This is a genomic window from Micromonospora sp. HM134 (assembly GCF_007833915.1).
Lineage (GTDB): Bacteria > Actinomycetota > Actinomycetes > Mycobacteriales > Micromonosporaceae > Micromonospora > Micromonospora wenchangensis.
Map to the genome: position 1 here is coordinate 4,120,443 of NZ_CP041061.1, position 16,070 is coordinate 4,136,512.

The 16,070-nt window shown below is 73.7% G+C and carries 17 protein-coding genes; 7 read left to right on the forward strand and 10 right to left on the reverse strand.

Annotated elements, in window-relative coordinates; translation table 11 throughout:
• Positions 1-75: 75 nt before the first annotated feature.
• The 3 genes from eis to FJK98_RS17705 all read right to left on the reverse strand — a co-directional run bounded on the left by eis (position 76) and on the right by FJK98_RS17705 (position 3,818).
• Positions 76-1,278 carry an enhanced intracellular survival protein Eis gene (gene eis / locus FJK98_RS17695; protein WP_145920002.1) on the reverse strand — a complete coding sequence of 401 codons (1,203 nt, stop codon included), beginning with the start codon at positions 1,276-1,278 and terminating at the stop codon, positions 76-78.
• 114 nt (positions 1,279-1,392) lie between these two features.
• Complete coding sequence (gene cydB / locus FJK98_RS17700; protein WP_145920003.1) at positions 1,393-2,391, reverse strand: cytochrome d ubiquinol oxidase subunit II; 999 nt, start codon at positions 2,389-2,391, stop codon at positions 1,393-1,395.
• A gap of 14 nt (positions 2,392-2,405) precedes the next feature.
• On the reverse strand, positions 2,406-3,818 hold the full coding sequence (locus FJK98_RS17705) for a cytochrome ubiquinol oxidase subunit I (RefSeq protein WP_145920004.1): 1,413 nt from the start codon (positions 3,816-3,818) through the stop codon (positions 2,406-2,408).
• Positions 3,819-3,991: 173 nt separating this feature from the next.
• Here FJK98_RS17705 and FJK98_RS17710 point away from each other — a divergent pair, with 173 nt between their 5' ends.
• The 5 genes from FJK98_RS17710 to FJK98_RS17730 all read left to right on the forward strand — a co-directional run bounded on the left by FJK98_RS17710 (position 3,992) and on the right by FJK98_RS17730 (position 8,669).
• A complete protein-coding gene (locus FJK98_RS17710) occupies positions 3,992-4,813 on the forward strand; it encodes a 1-acyl-sn-glycerol-3-phosphate acyltransferase (RefSeq protein ID WP_145920005.1) in 822 nt (273 codons plus the stop codon).
• Positions 4,810-5,652, forward strand: coding sequence for an SDR family NAD(P)-dependent oxidoreductase (locus FJK98_RS17715; RefSeq protein ID WP_145920006.1), 843 nt, complete (start codon positions 4,810-4,812; stop codon positions 5,650-5,652). The genes FJK98_RS17710 and FJK98_RS17715 overlap by 4 nt, the downstream gene beginning before the upstream one ends.
• Before the next feature lie 77 nt (positions 5,653-5,729).
• Positions 5,730-6,497, forward strand: a complete 768-nt coding sequence (locus FJK98_RS17720; RefSeq protein ID WP_145920007.1) for a glycerophosphodiester phosphodiesterase — start codon at positions 5,730-5,732, stop codon at positions 6,495-6,497.
• 15 nt (positions 6,498-6,512) lie between these two features.
• Positions 6,513-7,907 (forward strand): MFS transporter, encoded by a 1,395-nt coding sequence (locus tag FJK98_RS17725; RefSeq protein ID WP_145920008.1) that lies wholly within the window; start codon positions 6,513-6,515, stop codon positions 7,905-7,907.
• Between the two features lie 45 nt (positions 7,908-7,952).
• Positions 7,953-8,669, forward strand: a complete 717-nt coding sequence (locus FJK98_RS17730) for a thymidine kinase (RefSeq protein WP_145920009.1) — start codon at positions 7,953-7,955, stop codon at positions 8,667-8,669.
• Between the two features lie 13 nt (positions 8,670-8,682).
• Here FJK98_RS17730 and FJK98_RS17735 read toward each other — a convergent pair whose 3' ends face one another.
• Positions 8,683-9,141 (reverse strand): hypothetical protein, encoded by a 459-nt coding sequence (locus tag FJK98_RS17735; protein ID WP_145920010.1) that lies wholly within the window; start codon positions 9,139-9,141, stop codon positions 8,683-8,685.
• A 111-nt stretch (positions 9,142-9,252) separates the two neighbouring features.
• On the opposite strand from FJK98_RS17735, the gene FJK98_RS17740 reads away from it, so the two are divergent.
• Entirely contained in the window at positions 9,253-10,959 is a 1,707-nt protein-coding gene (locus FJK98_RS17740) for an acyl-CoA dehydrogenase family protein (RefSeq protein ID WP_145920011.1), read from the forward strand.
• On the opposite strand, the gene FJK98_RS17745 is transcribed toward FJK98_RS17740, so the two are convergent.
• The 4 genes from FJK98_RS17745 to FJK98_RS17760 all read right to left on the reverse strand — a co-directional run bounded on the left by FJK98_RS17745 (position 10,952) and on the right by FJK98_RS17760 (position 13,771).
• Positions 10,952-11,539 carry a TetR/AcrR family transcriptional regulator gene (locus FJK98_RS17745; protein WP_205789034.1) on the reverse strand — a complete coding sequence of 196 codons (588 nt, stop codon included), beginning with the start codon at positions 11,537-11,539 and terminating at the stop codon, positions 10,952-10,954. The genes FJK98_RS17740 and FJK98_RS17745 overlap by 8 nt on opposite strands.
• Positions 11,540-11,584: 45 nt before the next feature.
• Positions 11,585-12,583 carry a tyrosine-type recombinase/integrase gene (locus tag FJK98_RS17750; protein ID WP_145920012.1) on the reverse strand — a complete coding sequence of 333 codons (999 nt, stop codon included), beginning with the start codon at positions 12,581-12,583 and terminating at the stop codon, positions 11,585-11,587.
• A gap of 127 nt (positions 12,584-12,710) precedes the next feature.
• Entirely contained in the window at positions 12,711-13,133 is a 423-nt protein-coding gene (locus FJK98_RS17755) for an Hsp20/alpha crystallin family protein (protein ID WP_145920013.1), read from the reverse strand.
• Positions 13,134-13,381: 248 nt separating this feature from the next.
• The gene (locus tag FJK98_RS17760) at positions 13,382-13,771 is read right to left on the reverse strand and encodes a cupin domain-containing protein (RefSeq protein ID WP_145920014.1); all 390 of its coding nucleotides are present in this window, start codon (positions 13,769-13,771) and stop codon (positions 13,382-13,384) included.
• A 103-nt stretch (positions 13,772-13,874) separates the two neighbouring features.
• On the opposite strand from FJK98_RS17760, the gene FJK98_RS17765 reads away from it, so the two are divergent.
• Positions 13,875-14,648 (forward strand): NAD(P)H-binding protein, encoded by a 774-nt coding sequence (locus tag FJK98_RS17765; protein WP_145920015.1) that lies wholly within the window; start codon positions 13,875-13,877, stop codon positions 14,646-14,648.
• A gap of 328 nt (positions 14,649-14,976) precedes the next feature.
• Here FJK98_RS17765 and FJK98_RS17770 read toward each other — a convergent pair whose 3' ends face one another.
• Both FJK98_RS17770 and FJK98_RS17775 read right to left on the reverse strand, forming a co-directional pair.
• Positions 14,977-15,732, reverse strand: coding sequence for a cation transporter (locus FJK98_RS17770; RefSeq protein ID WP_145920016.1), 756 nt, complete (start codon positions 15,730-15,732; stop codon positions 14,977-14,979).
• Entirely contained in the window at positions 15,732-16,061 is a 330-nt protein-coding gene (locus FJK98_RS17775) for a helix-turn-helix transcriptional regulator (RefSeq protein WP_145920017.1), read from the reverse strand. The genes FJK98_RS17770 and FJK98_RS17775 overlap by 1 nt, the downstream gene beginning before the upstream one ends.
• Positions 16,062-16,070: the final 9 nt, after the last annotated feature.

Below are 16,070 nucleotides of genomic sequence, written 5' to 3' on the forward strand. Positions count from 1 at the left end.
GGTGACGGTTGTGGTGGTGGCCGGTCGGTGCCGGTGGGCGGGGGTCGCCGGGTCGGCTGCCCCCGCCGGGGTGGGTCAGAAGTAGTCGCCGAGTTGGGCGGGGCCGGGGGCGGCGAGCAGGTCGAGGGGGGTGGGGTCGGTGCCGGTGGGGTGGTGCAGGAGGCCGGCCTGGGCGACGGTGCGGGCGGTGGCGGCGCCGGTGTAGAGCAGGGCGAAGCCGCGCACGGTGAGGTGCAGGTCGGCGGGGGCGGTGGTGCGGCGCAGGTCGGCGTGGCCGTCGGTGATCTCCAGGTGCCAGGTGCCGGTGTTCCAGTCGGCGAGCGGGTCGTCGAGGGTGAAGGTGGCGGTGCCGTGCAGGTGTGTCGGCCAGCCCCGGTCGCGGATGGCGCGGGTGACGTCGACGGGGCGGTGCATCCAGGTGTCCTGTTCGTGTTCGCGGGCCTTTTCCACGGGGAGGTGGGGGGTGAGGGGGTCGCCGGGGAGCAGGGTGAGGCGCAGGGTGGGGGCGACGCTGTGCCAGCTGGCGAGGATGCCGACGAGTTCGCGGGCGGCGTCGGCGGTGGTGGCGGCGAGGTCGTCGACGGTGATGGTGCCCTGGTCGCCGTAGTTGTCGCGGCGGTTCCAGCCGGCGTAGCCGACGAGGTGGCCGTGGTGTTCGACGAGGGTGAGGCCGTCGTAGGGCAGGGTGTGGTCGGTGGTGTGGCGGGTGCGGTGGTGGTCGTGCAGGGGGCCGGTGCGGGCGAGTAGGCCGCGGCGGTGGCGGGCGGTGTGGGTGTGCAGTTCGTCGACGGCGGCGAGGTCGGCGGGGGTGCCGGGGCGGACGGTGAGGTGTGGGCTGGGGTGGTGGCGGGTGAGCAGGGCGGTGGGGAGGTTGACGGTGCGTAGGGTGCCGGCGGTTTCCCAGCCGCAGGCGCGGTAGGGGGCGGCGACGGTGGGGAACAGCGCGCTGACGGCGGCGCCCCGGTCGTGTGCGCCGCGTAGCAGGGTGGTGAGCAGGGCGCGGGCGACGCCCCGGCCGCGGGTTTCGGGGGTGACGGCGACGCCGGCGATGTCGGCGGCGGCGACGGTGCGGCCGTCCCACCACTGGTGGTGGTGCAGGTCGACGGCTTTGCCGATGAGTCGGCCGGTGTGGTCGAACGCGCCGTAGCGGGTGGTGCCGGGGGTGGTGGTGGGTGGGGGTGCGGGTTGCGGGTCGGAGCCGAAGGCGGTGCGGCCGAGGTGCCAGGCGGCGGTGGTGTCGTCGTCGGTGAGTTCCCGGACGTGGGGGTCGTGCGGCATGCGGCGACGATAGCGGTGGTTGGGTGGGGTGGCGACGGGTTTGTGGTGGACGCGTTGCGGGGCCGGTGCGACCCCCTCGCTCCGGCCCCGCGTCCCGCGCCCCTCGCGCGTCTTTCAGTGTTGCGGGATGTTCTGTACCCCGATTCGCTTGCGGAACACCCAGTAGGTCCAACCTTGGTAGGCGAGGACGATCGGGGTGAAGACGACGGCGACCCAGGTCATGATTTTCAGGGTGTAGGGGGTGGAGGCGGCGTTGGTGGCGGTGAGGGTGCCGGCGGGGTCGCCGGTGGAGGGCATGACGTTGGGGAACAGGGCGGTGAAGAGGGTGGCGACGGCGAGGGCGATGGCCAGGGCGGTGCCGGTGAAGGCCCAGCCTTCGCGGCGTACCCGGGCGGCGGCGAGCGCGCCGAGCAGGGCGAGGGCGGCGCCGGCGGCGAGGACGATGGCGGCGGCGTTGGAGCGGATGGTCAGTGTCCAGGTGAGGAAGGCGACGGCGGCGACGGCGGTGCCGGCGCCGAGGGTGACGGCGAGGGTGCCGGCGCGGTGGCGGATGTCGCCGGTGGTCTTGAGGGCGAGGAAGACCGCGCCGTGGGTGAGGAAGAGGCCGAGGGTGGTCAGGCCGCCGAGCAGGGCGTAGGGGTGGAGCAGGTCGATGAGGCCGCCGACGTATTCGTGGTCGGCGTCCAGTGGTACGCCGCGGAAGATGTTGGCGAAGGCGACGCCCCAGAGCAGGGCGGGGATGGCGGAGCCCCAGAAGATGGCCTGGTCCCAGCGGCGTTTCCAGGAGGCTTCGGGGCGCTTGTGGCGGTATTCGAAGGCGACGCCGCGGGCGATGAGGGCGAGCAGGATGAGTAGCAGGGGCAGGTAGAAGCCGGAGAAGAGGGTGGCGTACCACTCGGGGAAGGCGGCGAACATGGCGCCGCCGGCGGTGATGAGCCAGACCTCGTTGCCGTCCCAGACGGGGCCGATGGTGTTGATGAGGACGCGGCGTTGCCGGTCGTCGCGGCCGAGGACGGGCAGGAGCATGCCGACGCCGAAGTCGAAGCCTTCGAGGATGAAGTAGCCGGTGAAGAGGACGGCGACGAGGAGAAACCAGATGGTGGTGAGTTCCACGGTGGGGCTCCGGGTCAGTAGGCGAAGGCGAGCGGGCGCTCGGCGTCGTCGGTGTCGTCGGGGGTGGGGTCGGGGGTGACGTCGGGTACGCCGGCGCGGGCGTAGCGGACGAGGAGTTTGAATTCGATGACGGCGAGGGTGGCGTAGATGAGGGTGAAGGCGGTGAAGGAGGTGAGGACTTCGGTGAGGGAGACGCTGCGGGAGACGCCGTCGCGGGTGAGCATTTCGCCGAAGACGATCCAGGGTTGGCGGCCCATCTCGGTGAAGATCCAGCCGAAGGAGTTGGCGAGCAGTGGGAGCACGGGCATGATCAGGCCGGCGCGTAGCAGCCATCTGTTGGTGGGGGTGCGGCCCTTGCGTTGGGTCCAGAGGATGAGCAGGGCGATGGCGGCGGCGGCGAGCCCGAAGCCGATCATGAAGCGGAAGCTCCAGTAGGTGACCGGGATGATCGGGGTGTAGCTGCCGGGGCCGTACTGGCTGGCGTACTGGGCCTGGAGGTCGTTGATGCCGTGGACGGTGCCGTTGGGGTCGCCGGTGCCGAGGTAGGACAGCAGGTAGGGGATCTTGAGGGCGAAGACTTCGCGGCTGCCGTCGAGGCTGCCGACGGTGAGTACGGAGAACGAGGCGGGGCTCTCGGTGGTGTAGAGGCCTTCGGCGGCGGCCATTTTCATGGGCTGCACCTGGGTCATGATCTTGCCTTGGATGTCGCCGGTGAGGACGACGAGGGTGGCGGAGATGAGGACGACCCAGGCGCCGAAGCGGGTGGCGTGGCGGTAGGCGTCGGTGTCGGGGCTGTCGCGGCGGCGCATGACGTGCCAGAGGCCGACGGTGGTGACGAGGGCGCCGGCGACGAGGAAAGCGCCGGCGAGGGTGTGCGGGAAGGTGATGAGGGCGACCTTGTTGGTGAGGACGGCGACGAAGTCGGTGAGTTCGGCGCGTCCGGTGTCGGGGTTGAAGCGGTAGCCGACGGGGTTCTGCATGAACGAGTTGGCGGCGAGGATGAAGTAGGCGGACAGGTTGGTGCCGATGGCGGCGGCCCAGATGCTGGCCAGGTGCAGGCGTTTGGGGAGCCGGTCCCAGCCGAAGATCCACAGGCCGATGAAGGTGGATTCGAGGAAGAAGGCGACGAGGGCTTCGATGGCCAGGGGTGCGCCGAAGATGTCGCCGACGAAGCGGGAGTAGTCGGACCAGTTCATGCCGAACTGGAATTCCTGCACGATGCCGGTGACGACGCCCATGGCGAAGTTGATCAGGAAGAGTTTGCCGTAGAACTTGGTGAGTTTGAGGTATCTCTCGTCGCCGGTGCGGTGCCAGCGGGTCTGGAGGATGGCGACCAGGACGGACAGCCCGATGGTCAGTGGTACGAAGAGAAAGTGGTAGACGGTGGTGACACCGAACTGCCAGCGGGCGACGTCCAACGCGTCCACCGGGATTCCCCCTGCCGTTGATACTACGAGACGTAGTAGATACTACTGCGTGTCGTAGGTCGACGGGCAGGGTCGGGGGTCCCGACCCGACCCGGGACCAATGACCCTGATCACCGCAGGCCGCACGACCCGGGTCCGGTCCTCCCCCACGCCCGTGCGACCATCGGCGACTGATGGACACCCCGCGCCCCGGCTGGCAGCCACCACGGTTCTGGCGTGCCGCCCAACTGCTCGCCCGGCTGGTCGTCGCCCTGTTCGCCCGGCTGGAGGTCAGCGGGGACGTCCCCGCGCACCTGCGCCGGGGGCCGCTGATCCTGGCCGCCAACCACATCAGCCCCTTCGACCCCATCGTGCTGGGCGCGGCCTGCCGGGTTCGGGGCGTGTCGCCCCGTTTCATGGCCACCGGTGGGCTGTTCCGCACCCCGGGGCTCGGCGCGCTGATGCGCCACGCCGGGCACCTGCGCGTCGACCGGGGCAGCACCGCCGTACGCCGGGCGCTCGACGACGCCGCCGCAGCGGTCACCGCCGGGTCGGTGGTGCTGGTCTACCCGGAGGGGCGCATCGGGTTGGACCCCGGCATGTGGCCCGAACGCGGCAAGACCGGCACCGCCCGCCTCGCGATGGCCTGCGACGCCCCGGTGGTGCCCGTGGCCCAGTGGGGGTCGCACGAGGTACTGCCCTACCGGGCGCCCCGGGGGATGCTGCGCGCGTTGGCCCGGGCACTGGTCCGCCGCCCGGTGATCCGGGTCCGCTTCGGCGCGCCGCTGCACCTGCGGGACCTCTCCCCCACCGCGCCCGGCGCGGCCCGCCGGGGCACCGACCGGATCATCGACGCGATCACCGACACCCTGGTGCCGCTGCGGCCCGACGAACCGGACCGGCCCCGGCACGTCGACCCGGGACGTCCCGTCGACACCAGCCGGGTCCACCGCCGCCCGTCGTCGGCCGGGGCCACACCGGCGGACCGTCGCCACACGGAAGAGGGTCAGGGATGAGTGAACCGACCGTACTGATCACCGGCACCTCCAGCGGCATCGGGCTGGAGGCCGTCCTGGGCTGCGCGCGGGCCGGCTGGCGGACCGTGGCGACCATGCGGGACGTGTCCCGCGCCGCGCGGCTGCGGGCCGCCGTCGCCACCGCCGACGTCGCCGACCTGGTCGACGTACGGCAACTCGACGTGGTCGACCCGGCGTCGGTCGCCGCCGCCGTCGCCGGTGTCGTCGACCGGTACGGGCGGCTCGACGCGGTCGTCAACAACGCCGGCGCCGGTCACCTGGGCACCCTGGAACAGGAGGGCGTCGACGCGGTCCGCGCCGTCATGGAGGTCAACTTCTTCGGGGTGCTGCACGTCAGCAGGGCCGCCCTGCCGCACCTGCGGGCCAGCGGGGGCCGGCTGGTGACCGTCAGCAGCGTCGGCGGGGTGATCGGGCAACCGTTCAACGAGGCGTACTGTGCGGCGAAGTTCGCCGTCGAGGGGTTCATGGAGTCCCTCACCCCGGTCGCCGCCACCGTCGGGGTCGCCGTCTGCGTGGTCGAGCCGGGGGCGGTGGCCAGCGAGTTCGTCGCCAACGTCGGGATCGACCGGGATGCCGTGGTGGCCGCCGCCGGGGCGTACGGGCCGGGACTGCGGGCGTACCTGCGGCGTACCGCCGACGCGTTCGCCGCCGCGCAGTCCCCCGCCGACGCCGCGGCGGTCGTGGTGCAGGCGGTCACCGGCCCGACCCCGCCGCCGCGGGTGCAGACCTCCGCGCCGGCCCGGCAGTTCGTCGGGGTGAAGCTCGCCGACCTCGACGGCACGGCGGTCACCGCGCTGACCGGGGCGTGGATCGACTGACCGGGCGGGCGACCCCGGCGGGGCGACGGTTGCCGGTCGGTCACCCGCCGGCAACCGGGGACGGGCATACTGCGCTCGTGTCGACCCGTCCCGGTTACCTGGACGCCCCCACCCCGTTGGCCTTCGCGCACCGGGGCGGGGCCGCCGACGGCGACGAGAACACCGTCGCCGCGTTCACCCGGGCCGTCGACCTGGGCTACCGGTACGTGGAGACCGACGTGCACGCCACCGCCGACGGGGTGTGCGTGGTCTTCCACGACGCCACCCTGCGCCGGGTCACCGGTGAGCACGGTCGCATCGCCGACCTGCGCTGGGCCGACCTGGCGTCGGTGCGGGTCGGCGGCGCGGCGGTCGTGCCCCGGCTCGACGAGGTGCTGGCCGCCTGGCCGCAGGTCCGGTTCAACATCGACGTGAAGACCGACGCCGGCGTCACCCCGGCGGTCGGGGCGGTGACCCGGGCCGGCGCGGCCGACCGGGTGCTGCTGGCGTCGTTCGACGACGCCCGGCTGGCCCGGCTGCGCGCGGCCACCGGCGGTCGGGTCGCCACCGGCCTGGGCATGCGCGGGGTGGCCCGGCTGTGGTGGGCGTCGCGGCACGGCCGGCCGGTGCGGTTACCGCCGTCGGTGGTGGCCGCGCAGGTGCCGCCCCGCTACGCCGGGGTGCCCGTGGTCGACCGCCGGTTCCTGGCCTACTGCCGCCGGTTGGGGGTGCACGTGCACGTCTGGACGATCGACGAACCTGCCCAGATGCACGACTTACTGGATCGTGGTGTGGATGGCATCATGACCGATCACGTCGGCGTGCTGCGCGACGTCTACCGCAGCCGCGGCCTCTGGGCCGCCTGAGCCCCGAGGACCCCGATGGCCGACCCGGTCACCACCACCCCGACCACCGTCGACACCCCGGCGGGCCTGCGCCGGGAGCGGCGCGGCTGGTACCTGTACGACTGGGCCAACTCGGCCTTCCAGACCACCGTCATCACGGTGTTCCTCGGACCGTTCCTCACCACCGTCACCGAACTGGCCGCCGGCTGCGAGCTGGGCGCGGACCGCTGCGACGGGTACGTGCACCCGCTGGGCGTCCGGGTCGCCGCCGGTTCCTACTACCCGTACCTGATCTCGCTGTCGGTGCTGTTGACCGTGTTCGTGCTGCCGGTGGTCGGGGCGATCGCCGACCGGACGGTGCACAAGAAGCGGCTGCTGGCCGGGGCGGCGTTCACCGGCGCCGGGGCGACCATCGCGATGGCGCTGGTCACCGGCGACCGGTACCTGCTCGGTGGGGCGTTGTTCCTGGTCGCCAACATCGCCTTCGGCGCGGCGGTGGTGGTGTACAACTCGTTCCTGCCGCAGCTGGCCGGCCCGGACGAACGCGACGCGGTGTCCAGTCGTGGCTGGGCCATCGGCTACCTCGGCGGTGGCCTGCTGCTGGCGTTGAACCTGGTGGCGGTGACCCTGCTCAGCGAGGACGACAACCCGCAGCGCACCCTGGACCTGGCCCGCTGGTCGATCGTGTCGGCCGGGGTGTGGTGGGCGGTGTTCACCCTGGTGCCGTTGCGGTGGCTGCGGGAGCATCCCACCGCCGAGGCGTTGCGCGGGGCGGGCCGTGACGTGGTCACCGACGGGTTCCGGCAGCTCGGCCGGACCCTGCGGGAGATCAAGGCGTATCCGTTGACGCTGTTCTTCCTGCTGGCGTTCCTGGTCTACAACGACGGCATCCAGACGGTGATCACCCTGGCCAGCCAGTACGGCACCGAGGAGTTGCGGCTGGGGCAGAGCACGCTGATCGTGACGATCCTGCTGGTGCAGTTCCTCGCCTTCGGCGGGGCGTTGGCGCTGGGGGCGTTGGCCCGGCGGATCGGCGCGTGGAAGACGGTGCTGCTGTCGCTGGTGCTGTGGACCGGGGTGATCATCGGCGCGTTCCGGTTGCCCGCCGAGGCCCCGCTGCCGTTCATGATCCTCGGTGGGGCGATCGGTCTGGTCCTCGGCGGCAGCCAGGCGTTGAGCCGGTCGCTGTTCAGCCAGCTCATCCCCGCCGGCAAGGAGGGCGAGTACTACGGGTTCTACGAGATCAGCGACAAGGGCACCAGTTGGCTCGGCCCGCTGGCGTTCGGGTTGGTCTTCCAGCTCACCTCCTCCTACCGGGTGGGTCTGGTCTCCCTGCTGATCTTCTTCGTGGTGGGGTTCGCGTTGCTGGCCGCGGTGCCGATCCGCCGGGCCATCCTCGCCGCCGGCAACACCCCGCCCCGGGTGCTCTGACCATCGGCCCGATCCACCCGCGCCGATGGGCTAGGCTGCCCCGACGTGACCGACGACGCCGCTGCCACCCCCACCTGCCTGGCCCGTCCCCTGCCCGGCCCGGACGACGGGGGGACCGGTTGCGCCGCCGCGCGGGGCGTCGACGGCCGACCGCTGCACGCCGCCGCGTTGAAGTTCTTCTGGGGTCCGATGGACTGCGGCAAGTCGACGATGGCGTTGCAGATGAACTACAACCACGCCCGGCAGGGCCGCCGGGGGCTGGTCACCACCCGCATCGACAGGTCGTTGGGGCCACGGGTCACCACCCGCATCGGGTTGGCCCACACCGCCGTGGAGGTGACCGACGAGCTGGACCTGCGGGCGCTGGTCCGCGACACCTGGGCCGAGGGGGTCCGCATCGACTACCTGATCTGCGACGAGGCGTCGTTCTACGACGTGGCGCACGTCGAGCAGATGGCCGAACTGGTCGACGGCTACGACGTCGACGTGTACGCCTTCGGCCTCGCCACCGACTTCCGGTCCTGCCTGTTCCCGGCCGCCCGGCGGCTGTTCGAACTGGCCGACGAGGTGGCCCGCATCCAGGTGGAGGTGCTGTGCTGGTGCGGGCGGGAGGGCCTGCTCAACGCCCGGGTCGTCGACGGGCGGGTGGCCCGCGAGGGCGCGCAGGTCGTCATCGGGGACACCGTCGACACCGCCGACGTGCGCTACCAGGTGCTGTGCCGGCGGCACTACCGCTCCGGCGACCTCGGCCCACGCGCCTGACCCGCCCGGCGGGTCAGTACGGGTCGCCGCAGACCCGCCACTTACCGTCCTCCTTCACCACCGGCAGCCGGCGCTGCTCGGCGGCCCCGCCGTCGCGGGTGACCCGCACCGCCGCCTCCCCGGCCGGCCGGCCGTCGCGGGTGCGTACCGACACGTCGAGGATCTCGTAGCCGGTGACCACCGGCGGGGTGCGGACCCAGCCGGCGAACCCGACCTCGCTCCACCGGCTGCGGGTCTGCGCGCACAACCGCCGGTAGGCCTGGTCCACCTCACCGGCGGACAACTCCCGGAAGAACCCGTCGGCGGTCTCCCGCACCGGGCCGGTGGCGCCCGCCACCACCTGCACGTTCCACAGCCCCAGCCCGGCCACCCCGACCAGGCACAGGCCGACGGCGAGGCCACCCAGGAACAGGCCGGTGCGCACCGGGCGCCGCCGCCGCGCCGGTCGCGTCCACGCCTGCCGCACGCTCATCACCTGCGACGGTAGGCGGACGGGCCGGGGCCGCGCAGGCGGTTCGCCCCCTGTCGCGCGGCCGGGGCGATCGTCTACCGTCGGCGCACACCCCTGGTGAAGGAGCGACGGATGAGCCGCTACGTGCAGCCGGTACCGGACATCGACGACCCGTACGCCGGTGACCGGCTGCTGCGGTCGTGGCTGACCCGGCAGCTGGGCGCGGCCGGGCACACCGCCGCGCAGGACCGGCTGGCCGCGCTCGCCGCCGACGTCACCGGGCCGCTGCGCGCCGCGCACGCCGACGCCGAGGCCCACCCGCCGACGCTGGTCCGCTACGACCCGTGGGGCGCGCGCGTCGACCGGATCGACACCAGCGCCGGCTGGCAGGCCCAGCGGGCCGCCGCCGCCCGGCACGCCGTGGTCGCCCTGCCCTACCTGGAGTCGGCGCGCGGCACGTGGGGGGCCGCCGCCCGCGTCGTCCAGCACGCCCTGCTGCACCTGTACGGGCCGGAGTCGGCGACCTTCTCCTGCCCGGTGGCGATGGCCGACGGCGCGGCGGCGCTGCTGAGCAGCCCCGACGTCGACGCGCAGGTCCGCGACGCCTGGCTGCCCCGGTTGGTCGCCACCGACCCGGACACCGCGATCGTCAGCGGGCAGTGGATGACCGAGTCGCAGGGCGGCTCCGACCTGTCCGGCACCGGCACCCTCGGCCGACCGGCCGCCGACGGGTCGTGGCGGCTGACCGGGGAGAAGTGGTTCTGCTCGGCCGCCGACGCGGCGATGGCGGTGGCGTTGGCCCGGCCGGAGGGGGCCGGGCGGGGCAGCCGGGTCCTCGCCCCGTTCCTGGTGCCCCGCTACGCGGCCGACTCGCCGCTGGCCGGGGCGACCGCCGTCCCCGACGGTCCCGCCCCCGGGGTGGTGGTGCGGCGGCTCAAGGACAAGTTGGGCACCCGGGCGTTGCCGACCGCCGAGATCGGGTTGCGGGACGCGTACGCGCTGCCGTTGGGTGACCCGGCGGTGCCGGGGCTGGTGCGGGCGATGACCCTGGTGGTGGTGACCCGGGTGCACAACGCGTCGGCCGCCGCGTCGGGGATACGCCGGGGCCTGTCCTACGCGCTGGCGTACGCGCGCACCCGGCGGGTGGCCGGCGGGCTGTTGGCCGACAATCCGCTGCACCGGGCCACCCTCGGCGCGTTGGCGGTGGACGCGGCGGGCGCGTTCGCCCTGGCCGGGCACGCGTTCACGTTGCTCGGCCGGGTCGAGGTCGGCGGCGACCCGCAGGCCGCCGCGGAGCTGCGGGTGGTCGCGCCGCTGGCGAAGCTGGCCACCGGCCGGCTGGCGGTGTCCTGCGCCGCCGAGTACGTGGAGGCGTTCGGTGGGGCCGGCTACGTCGAGGACACCGGCGTGCCGAGGTTGCTGCGCGACGCGCAGGTCCTGCCGATCTGGGAGGGCACCACCAATGTGCTGGCGGTGGACGTGCTGCGCGCGGTCACCCGGGAGGACGCCGGGGCGCCGCTGCTGCGTCGGCTCACCGATGCCGCCGACGCGGCCCGCCCGTTGTCCCCGACCCTGGCCGACACCCTCGCCACGGTGGCCGGGGAGCTGCGGGCCACCCTCGGTGAGGTAACCGCCGACCCGGCGTCGGCGACGGTCCTGGCCGGCGCGCGTGGCCTGGCTCTGCGGATGGCGTACGCGTTGGCGGCGGCGCTGCTGGTGGAGCACGCCGCGTGGGGTGACGGGCAGGCCGAGGTGGCGGCCCGGTTGTGGGCCCGGCGGTGGCTGCGGCACGAGGACGTCTCCGCCGACGCCCACCACCACCTCGACCTGCTCACCTGACCCGGGTCAGCGCGCCGTGCAGGAACAGGTCGACCAGGTCGGTGGTGGACGGTGCCGTGGTGGCCAGCGGGCCCGGCGGGGACAGCAGGCCGAGGAACAGGTCGGCGAGCTGGTCGGGTGGGAGCCGTAGCCGGTCGACGTCGGGGGCGAACAGGGCGGCCACCGCCGGCCGGACCGCCGTCGCCGCCGCGCCCGCCGGTGGCGGGTCGGGGCGGGCCCGGCCGGCGGCGTGCAGGGCGCCGAGCACCGCGCCCAGCCGGGCCAGGTGGGCGTGGATCACCACGGCGGCCTCGGTGAGCCGACCGGTGAGGGGCAGACGCCTGTCGATGCGGGTCAACCGGTCGAGCAGCGGGTCGGGGCGCAGGACCTCGGCCACACACGCGTCGAGCAGCGCCTGCTTGTCGGCGAAGGCACGGAACACGGTCGCCTCGCCGATCCCGGCGGCCCGCGCCACCTCGGCCGTGGTCAGGGTGGTGCCCCGGCGGGTCAGCAGGGGCAGCGCGGTCTGCACGATCATGGCGCGGCGGCGGTCGGCGGTCATGGCCGGCGCGCGTCGTCGGCGTCCCCCGGGTGCCGTCATGGCACCACCCTCGGGAGTGAGCGCTCACTCCGTCAATCGGTTTTCTCAGCCGCGCCGCCGGGCCCGCGCCGCCCAGATGACGTACGCCGGGTCCCGGTCGAGGTTGTGCCGGTCCCGGTCGTAGCGGCGGGTGGTCCGCGGGTCGGCGTGCCCCATCGCGTCCTGCACGTCCTCCAACGGCACCCCCTCCTCGCGGGCGGTGGTGGCGAAGGCGTGCCGCAGCGAGTGCGGGGACAGTTTCGCCGCCGCCGCGATGCCCGCCGTGGCGGCCAACCGGCGCACCAGCCGGAACACCGAGTGCCGGTCGAGGCGGCCGCCGGTGGTGGTGGCCAGCAGCGGCCCGGTCAACGCCTCGACGGCCACCCCGGCCGCCGCCGCCCGCTCGGCCAGGTAGGCGTCGACCGCGTACGCGGTGCCCGGGGTGAGCGCCCGGCGACGGGCCTTGCCACCCTTGCCGACGAACCGGACGCTGCGGTGCCCGCGTTCGGCACCGAGGTCGGTCAGGTCGAGGGAGACCAGTTCACCGACCCGCAGGCCGAGGTCGGCCAGCAGGGCGACGGCGGCCCGGTTGCGGGCGGCCGTCGGGCCGGTGTCGGCGGCGGCGGCGGCGAGCAGCGCGTCGACCTCCTGCGGGGTGAGGCCGACGGTGGCCGAGTGGTCCCGGTCGATGCGCGGCCGGTCGGCCCCGGAGACCGGGTTGGCGTCGACCGCCCGCAGCTTCACCAGGAACTCGTACCAGCTGGACAGGGCGGACAGTTTCCGGGCGACGGTGGCGGGGGTCAGCGGCCGGCCGCTGCGCGCCGCCGGGGTGGCCTCCAACTGCCGGGCGTAGGCGTTGACGTCGAGGAAGGTGGCCCGCAGCGGGTCCAGGTCGCCGCCGGCGCACCAGGTGAGCCAGCCGGCGATGTCGCGGCGGTAGGCGTCGCGGGTGTGCGCCGACAGCCGACGGTTACGCAGCCACGCCTCGGTGAAGTCGACCGGTGTGCCGGCCAACGCCGGGCGGGTCGGGGTGCGGGGCAGGACGGGGCCGTCGGGACGCAGCATGCGAGAAAGACTCTCAGCCCCGGTGGGCAATCACGGTGAGGCGCGCCCGAGCGGATTGCCCGACGCCCGGGCGCGACGGTGTTCGGCCCGGTGGGGGCCGGTTCGGCCCCCACCGTGGGCGTGACGGTCAGGCGGTGATCTGCCGGTGTCCGTTACCGGCGGTGACCGGAACCCGACGCGGCTTGGCCCGCTCGGCGATCGGGATGCGCAGCGTCAGCACCCCGTGCTCGTAGGCGGCCTCCAGCCGGTCGGTGTCGAGGGTGTCGCCGAGGAACAACTGCCGGGAGAAGGTGCCCATCGGCCGCTCGGCGGCGACCAGTTCGACGGCCTCGGAGGTGGGCCGGCGGCGCTGCGCGCGGACGGTCAGCACGTTGCGCTCCACCGTGCAGTCGATGCTGTCGGGGTCCACCCCGGGCAGGTCGAACGCGGCGTGGAAGTGGTCGCCGTCGCGCCAGGCGTCCAGGTGCATCACCGCGGGGCGGCTGGTGGTGCCGAAGAGCTGCTCGGCGAGCCGGTCGATCTCACGGAAGGGGTCGGTACGCATCAGCATGGTTGTGCCTCCTCGGTTTCCTCGGGCCGAAGGTCCTTTGAGTTGAGTCGGGTGGGCTCAACTCGTACCTCAGTATTTACCGCGTCGTGGCGCACGCGTCAACCCGGCCGTCGGTCAGGGCCCGGTACGCCAGTAGATCCCCTGCTCGCGGGGTGGACGGCGCGGGGCGGGGGCGCGCGCGACGTCACGCAGCCGCCCGGCGTCCACCCGCAGGTCGCCGTCGGCATCCGGGGTGGGTGACGTCCGGCTCAGAGGGCGTGGCCGGTGGTGGCGTCCACGTGCGCGGGCACCTCGTCGTGCCGGTCCCCCACACTGGACGTCCCCGACGGTTCGAACATCAGGATCGACGCCCCGTCGGGAGCGGACGGGCGGTGTGCCACCCCGCGCGGCACCACGTACACCGCGCCGCGCGGCAACACCACCGTCCGCTCGCCGGTCTCCTCGCGCAGCCCGATGCGCAGCTCACCGTCGAGCACCAGGAAGAACTCGTCGGTGTGGTCGTGGGTGTGCCACACGTGTTCCCCGGCCACCTTCGCCACCCGCACGTCGTAGTCGTTGACCCGGGTGACGATGCGCGGGCTCCACAACTGGTCGAAGGAGGCCAGCGCGGACACCAGGTCGATCGGCTCGTCGCTCATCACCCCATCCTGGCACCGACGTCCCGTACCGCACCGACGGCGGTCGGCGGACACCCCGGGAAACCGGGTTGCCCACGGTGGCGGCGACCGCGAGGGTGTGTCCATGCCCGACGACCTGTTCGCCGTCACGGCGGCCACCGGAGCCCTCGGCCGGCTCGCCGTCGCACACCTGCGCGAACGGGTCCGGCCCGATCGGATCGTGGCCGTCGCCCGCGATCCCGGCCGTGCGCGGGACCTGGCGGTCGCCGTACGCCCCGGCGACTACGACAGCCCCGGAACCCTGGTCGAGGCGTTCGCCGGGGTCACGCGACTGATCTTCGTGTCGTCACCCGAACTCGACCAGGCCCGCCGTACCGCCCAGCACCGCGCGGTCGTGGCGGCGGCGCGGCACGCCGGGGTCACCGACGTCGTCTACACCAGCTTCCTCCCCATCGCCGGCCTCTTCGACGCCCACCGGGCCACCGAGGAGGCGCTCGCCGCGGCGGGGCTGGCCCACACGGTGCTGCGGAACCCGTTCTACACCGAGCCGTTCGTTGACGCGGCGGTCGGCGTCGACGCGTTGGTGCACGCCACCGAGGGACGGGGCCTGAACACCGCCACCCGGGCGGACCTGGCCGGAGCCGCCGTGGCCGCCCTGTTGCGCCCCGACACCCGGGGCCGGACCTACACCCTCACCGGGCCGGTGTGGACGTACCCGCAGCTGGCCGCCGCCCTGGGCGTCGTGGCCCGACCCGGGGTCGTGGCCGGGGCGATGGGTTGGCTGCACGGACTGGCCCGTGCCGGCGCGCTGGAGGCGACGACCGGCGACCTGCGGGAGCTGCTCGGGCGGACGCCCACCGACATCCTCGGCCAGCTGCGGACGACCGGCTCCTGCTGAGCCTGGCCCGCGTCGCGGCATCCGGCCCGATCCGCCACCGGCATCACGGCGGCCCGGGCGTGAGGTGAACCGGCACCAGTTCCGACGTCGGGCGGGAACAACAGAACAGACATTATGGTGTCTGGACGTTATGCCCTTTAAGTCCACCTGATTTACCGGATTGCCGATAACAGTAATCCGATAAAGGGTCTGGGTGACGCCGACAGGGACTGCGAGCGGACGTCGAGGGAGCGTCAGCCGTGGGGACGCCCAGAGCTTCAGCCGACGGGAGGGCGGGGCGACGCGCCCCGGTCCACGGCCGGATCCTCGTCGGCAGGCCGGCCCGGCATCACGACGACGCCCCGCAGCACGCGCAGCCCGGCCGACAGCCGCAGGCGTGCACGGCAGCGTCGGTCCCCGCCACTGCGGACGGTGCCGCGTCGATGGGCATGTGCAGGGCGGCGTTCGGGGCGCAGCAGGTGTCGCCCCGCCACGCCTCCCGGCCCTCCCTGACCGCGACGGCGGCGATGACCAGCGCGGCGACCGGATCGGCCCAGGACCAACCGAACAGGCTGTTGACCACCAGGCCGACGAGCAGCACGGCGGACAGGTACGTGCACAGCAGGGTCTGCCGGGAGTCGGCCACCGCCGAGCGGGAGCCGAGTTCCCGGCCGGCGCGACGCTGCGCGAACGACAGTGCCGGCATGACCAGCAACGACAGTCCGGCCAGGGCCAGACCGACGGTGGAGTGTTCGGCGTCCGCCCCGCCCGACAGGGCGCGCACCGACTCGACGGTGACGTAGGCGGCGAGGGCGAAGAACGAGCCGGCGATGACACGCAGCGCCGTCCTCTCCCGGGCCTCGGGGTCACGACCGGCGAACTGCCAGGCCACCGCCGCCGCCGACGCCACCTCGATGACCGAGTCGAGGCCGAACCCGATCAGCGCCATGGACGAGGCCAACGTCCCGGCGGTGATCGCCACCGCCGCTTCGACGACGTTGTAGGTGATGGTGGCGGCGACGAACAGCCGCACCCTCCGGGTGAGCGCCGCGCGTCGTTCGGGTGCCGGGCCGGCCGACGGCGGTCGGACCGGCGGCAGGCTCATCAGCAGCAGCCCTGCCCGTCGGCGTCCGGACAGACCGTCGGGTCGACCGCGAGGACCAGGCCGAGCAGGTCGCCCAGGGCGTGCGCCAGCCGTGGGTCGGTCAGCTCGTAGCGGGTACGCCGGCCTTCGGGGACGGCGACGACCAGGCCGCAGCCGCGCAGGCAGGTGAGGTGGTTGGACAGGTTCTGCCGGGTCGTTCCCAGTAGCGCGGCCAGGTCGGCGGGGTAGCCGGGCCCGTCGCGTAGGGCCAGCAGCACCCGCGCGCGGGTCGGGTCGGACAGGGCGTGGCCGAAGCGGGCGAGGACCTGGGCGTACGTCGACGTCTCCACGACGTGGAT

Excerpts from the sequence above, each read along its gene's own strand:
- eis (WP_145920002.1), bottom strand. The coding sequence starts at position 1,278 with ATGCCGCACGACCCCCACGTCCGGGAACTCACCGACGACGACACCACC.
- FJK98_RS17710 (WP_145920005.1), top strand. The coding sequence starts at position 3,992 with ATGGACACCCCGCGCCCCGGCTGGCAGCCACCACGGTTCTGGCGTGCC.
- FJK98_RS17715 (WP_145920006.1), top strand. The coding sequence starts at position 4,810 with ATGAGTGAACCGACCGTACTGATCACCGGCACCTCCAGCGGCATCGGG.
- FJK98_RS17725 (WP_145920008.1), top strand. The coding sequence starts at position 6,513 with ATGGCCGACCCGGTCACCACCACCCCGACCACCGTCGACACCCCGGCG.
- FJK98_RS17735 (WP_145920010.1), bottom strand. The coding sequence starts at position 9,141 with ATGAGCGTGCGGCAGGCGTGGACGCGACCGGCGCGGCGGCGGCGCCCG.
- FJK98_RS17740 (WP_145920011.1), top strand. The coding sequence starts at position 9,253 with ATGAGCCGCTACGTGCAGCCGGTACCGGACATCGACGACCCGTACGCC.
- FJK98_RS17745 (WP_205789034.1), bottom strand. The coding sequence starts at position 11,539 with ATGACGGCACCCGGGGGACGCCGACGACGCGCGCCGGCCATGACCGCC.
- FJK98_RS17750 (WP_145920012.1), bottom strand. The coding sequence starts at position 12,583 with ATGCTGCGTCCCGACGGCCCCGTCCTGCCCCGCACCCCGACCCGCCCG.
- FJK98_RS17755 (WP_145920013.1), bottom strand. The coding sequence starts at position 13,133 with ATGCTGATGCGTACCGACCCCTTCCGTGAGATCGACCGGCTCGCCGAG.
- FJK98_RS17760 (WP_145920014.1), bottom strand. The coding sequence starts at position 13,771 with ATGAGCGACGAGCCGATCGACCTGGTGTCCGCGCTGGCCTCCTTCGAC.
- FJK98_RS17765 (WP_145920015.1), top strand. The coding sequence starts at position 13,875 with ATGCCCGACGACCTGTTCGCCGTCACGGCGGCCACCGGAGCCCTCGGC.
- FJK98_RS17770 (WP_145920016.1), bottom strand. The coding sequence starts at position 15,732 with ATGAGCCTGCCGCCGGTCCGACCGCCGTCGGCCGGCCCGGCACCCGAA.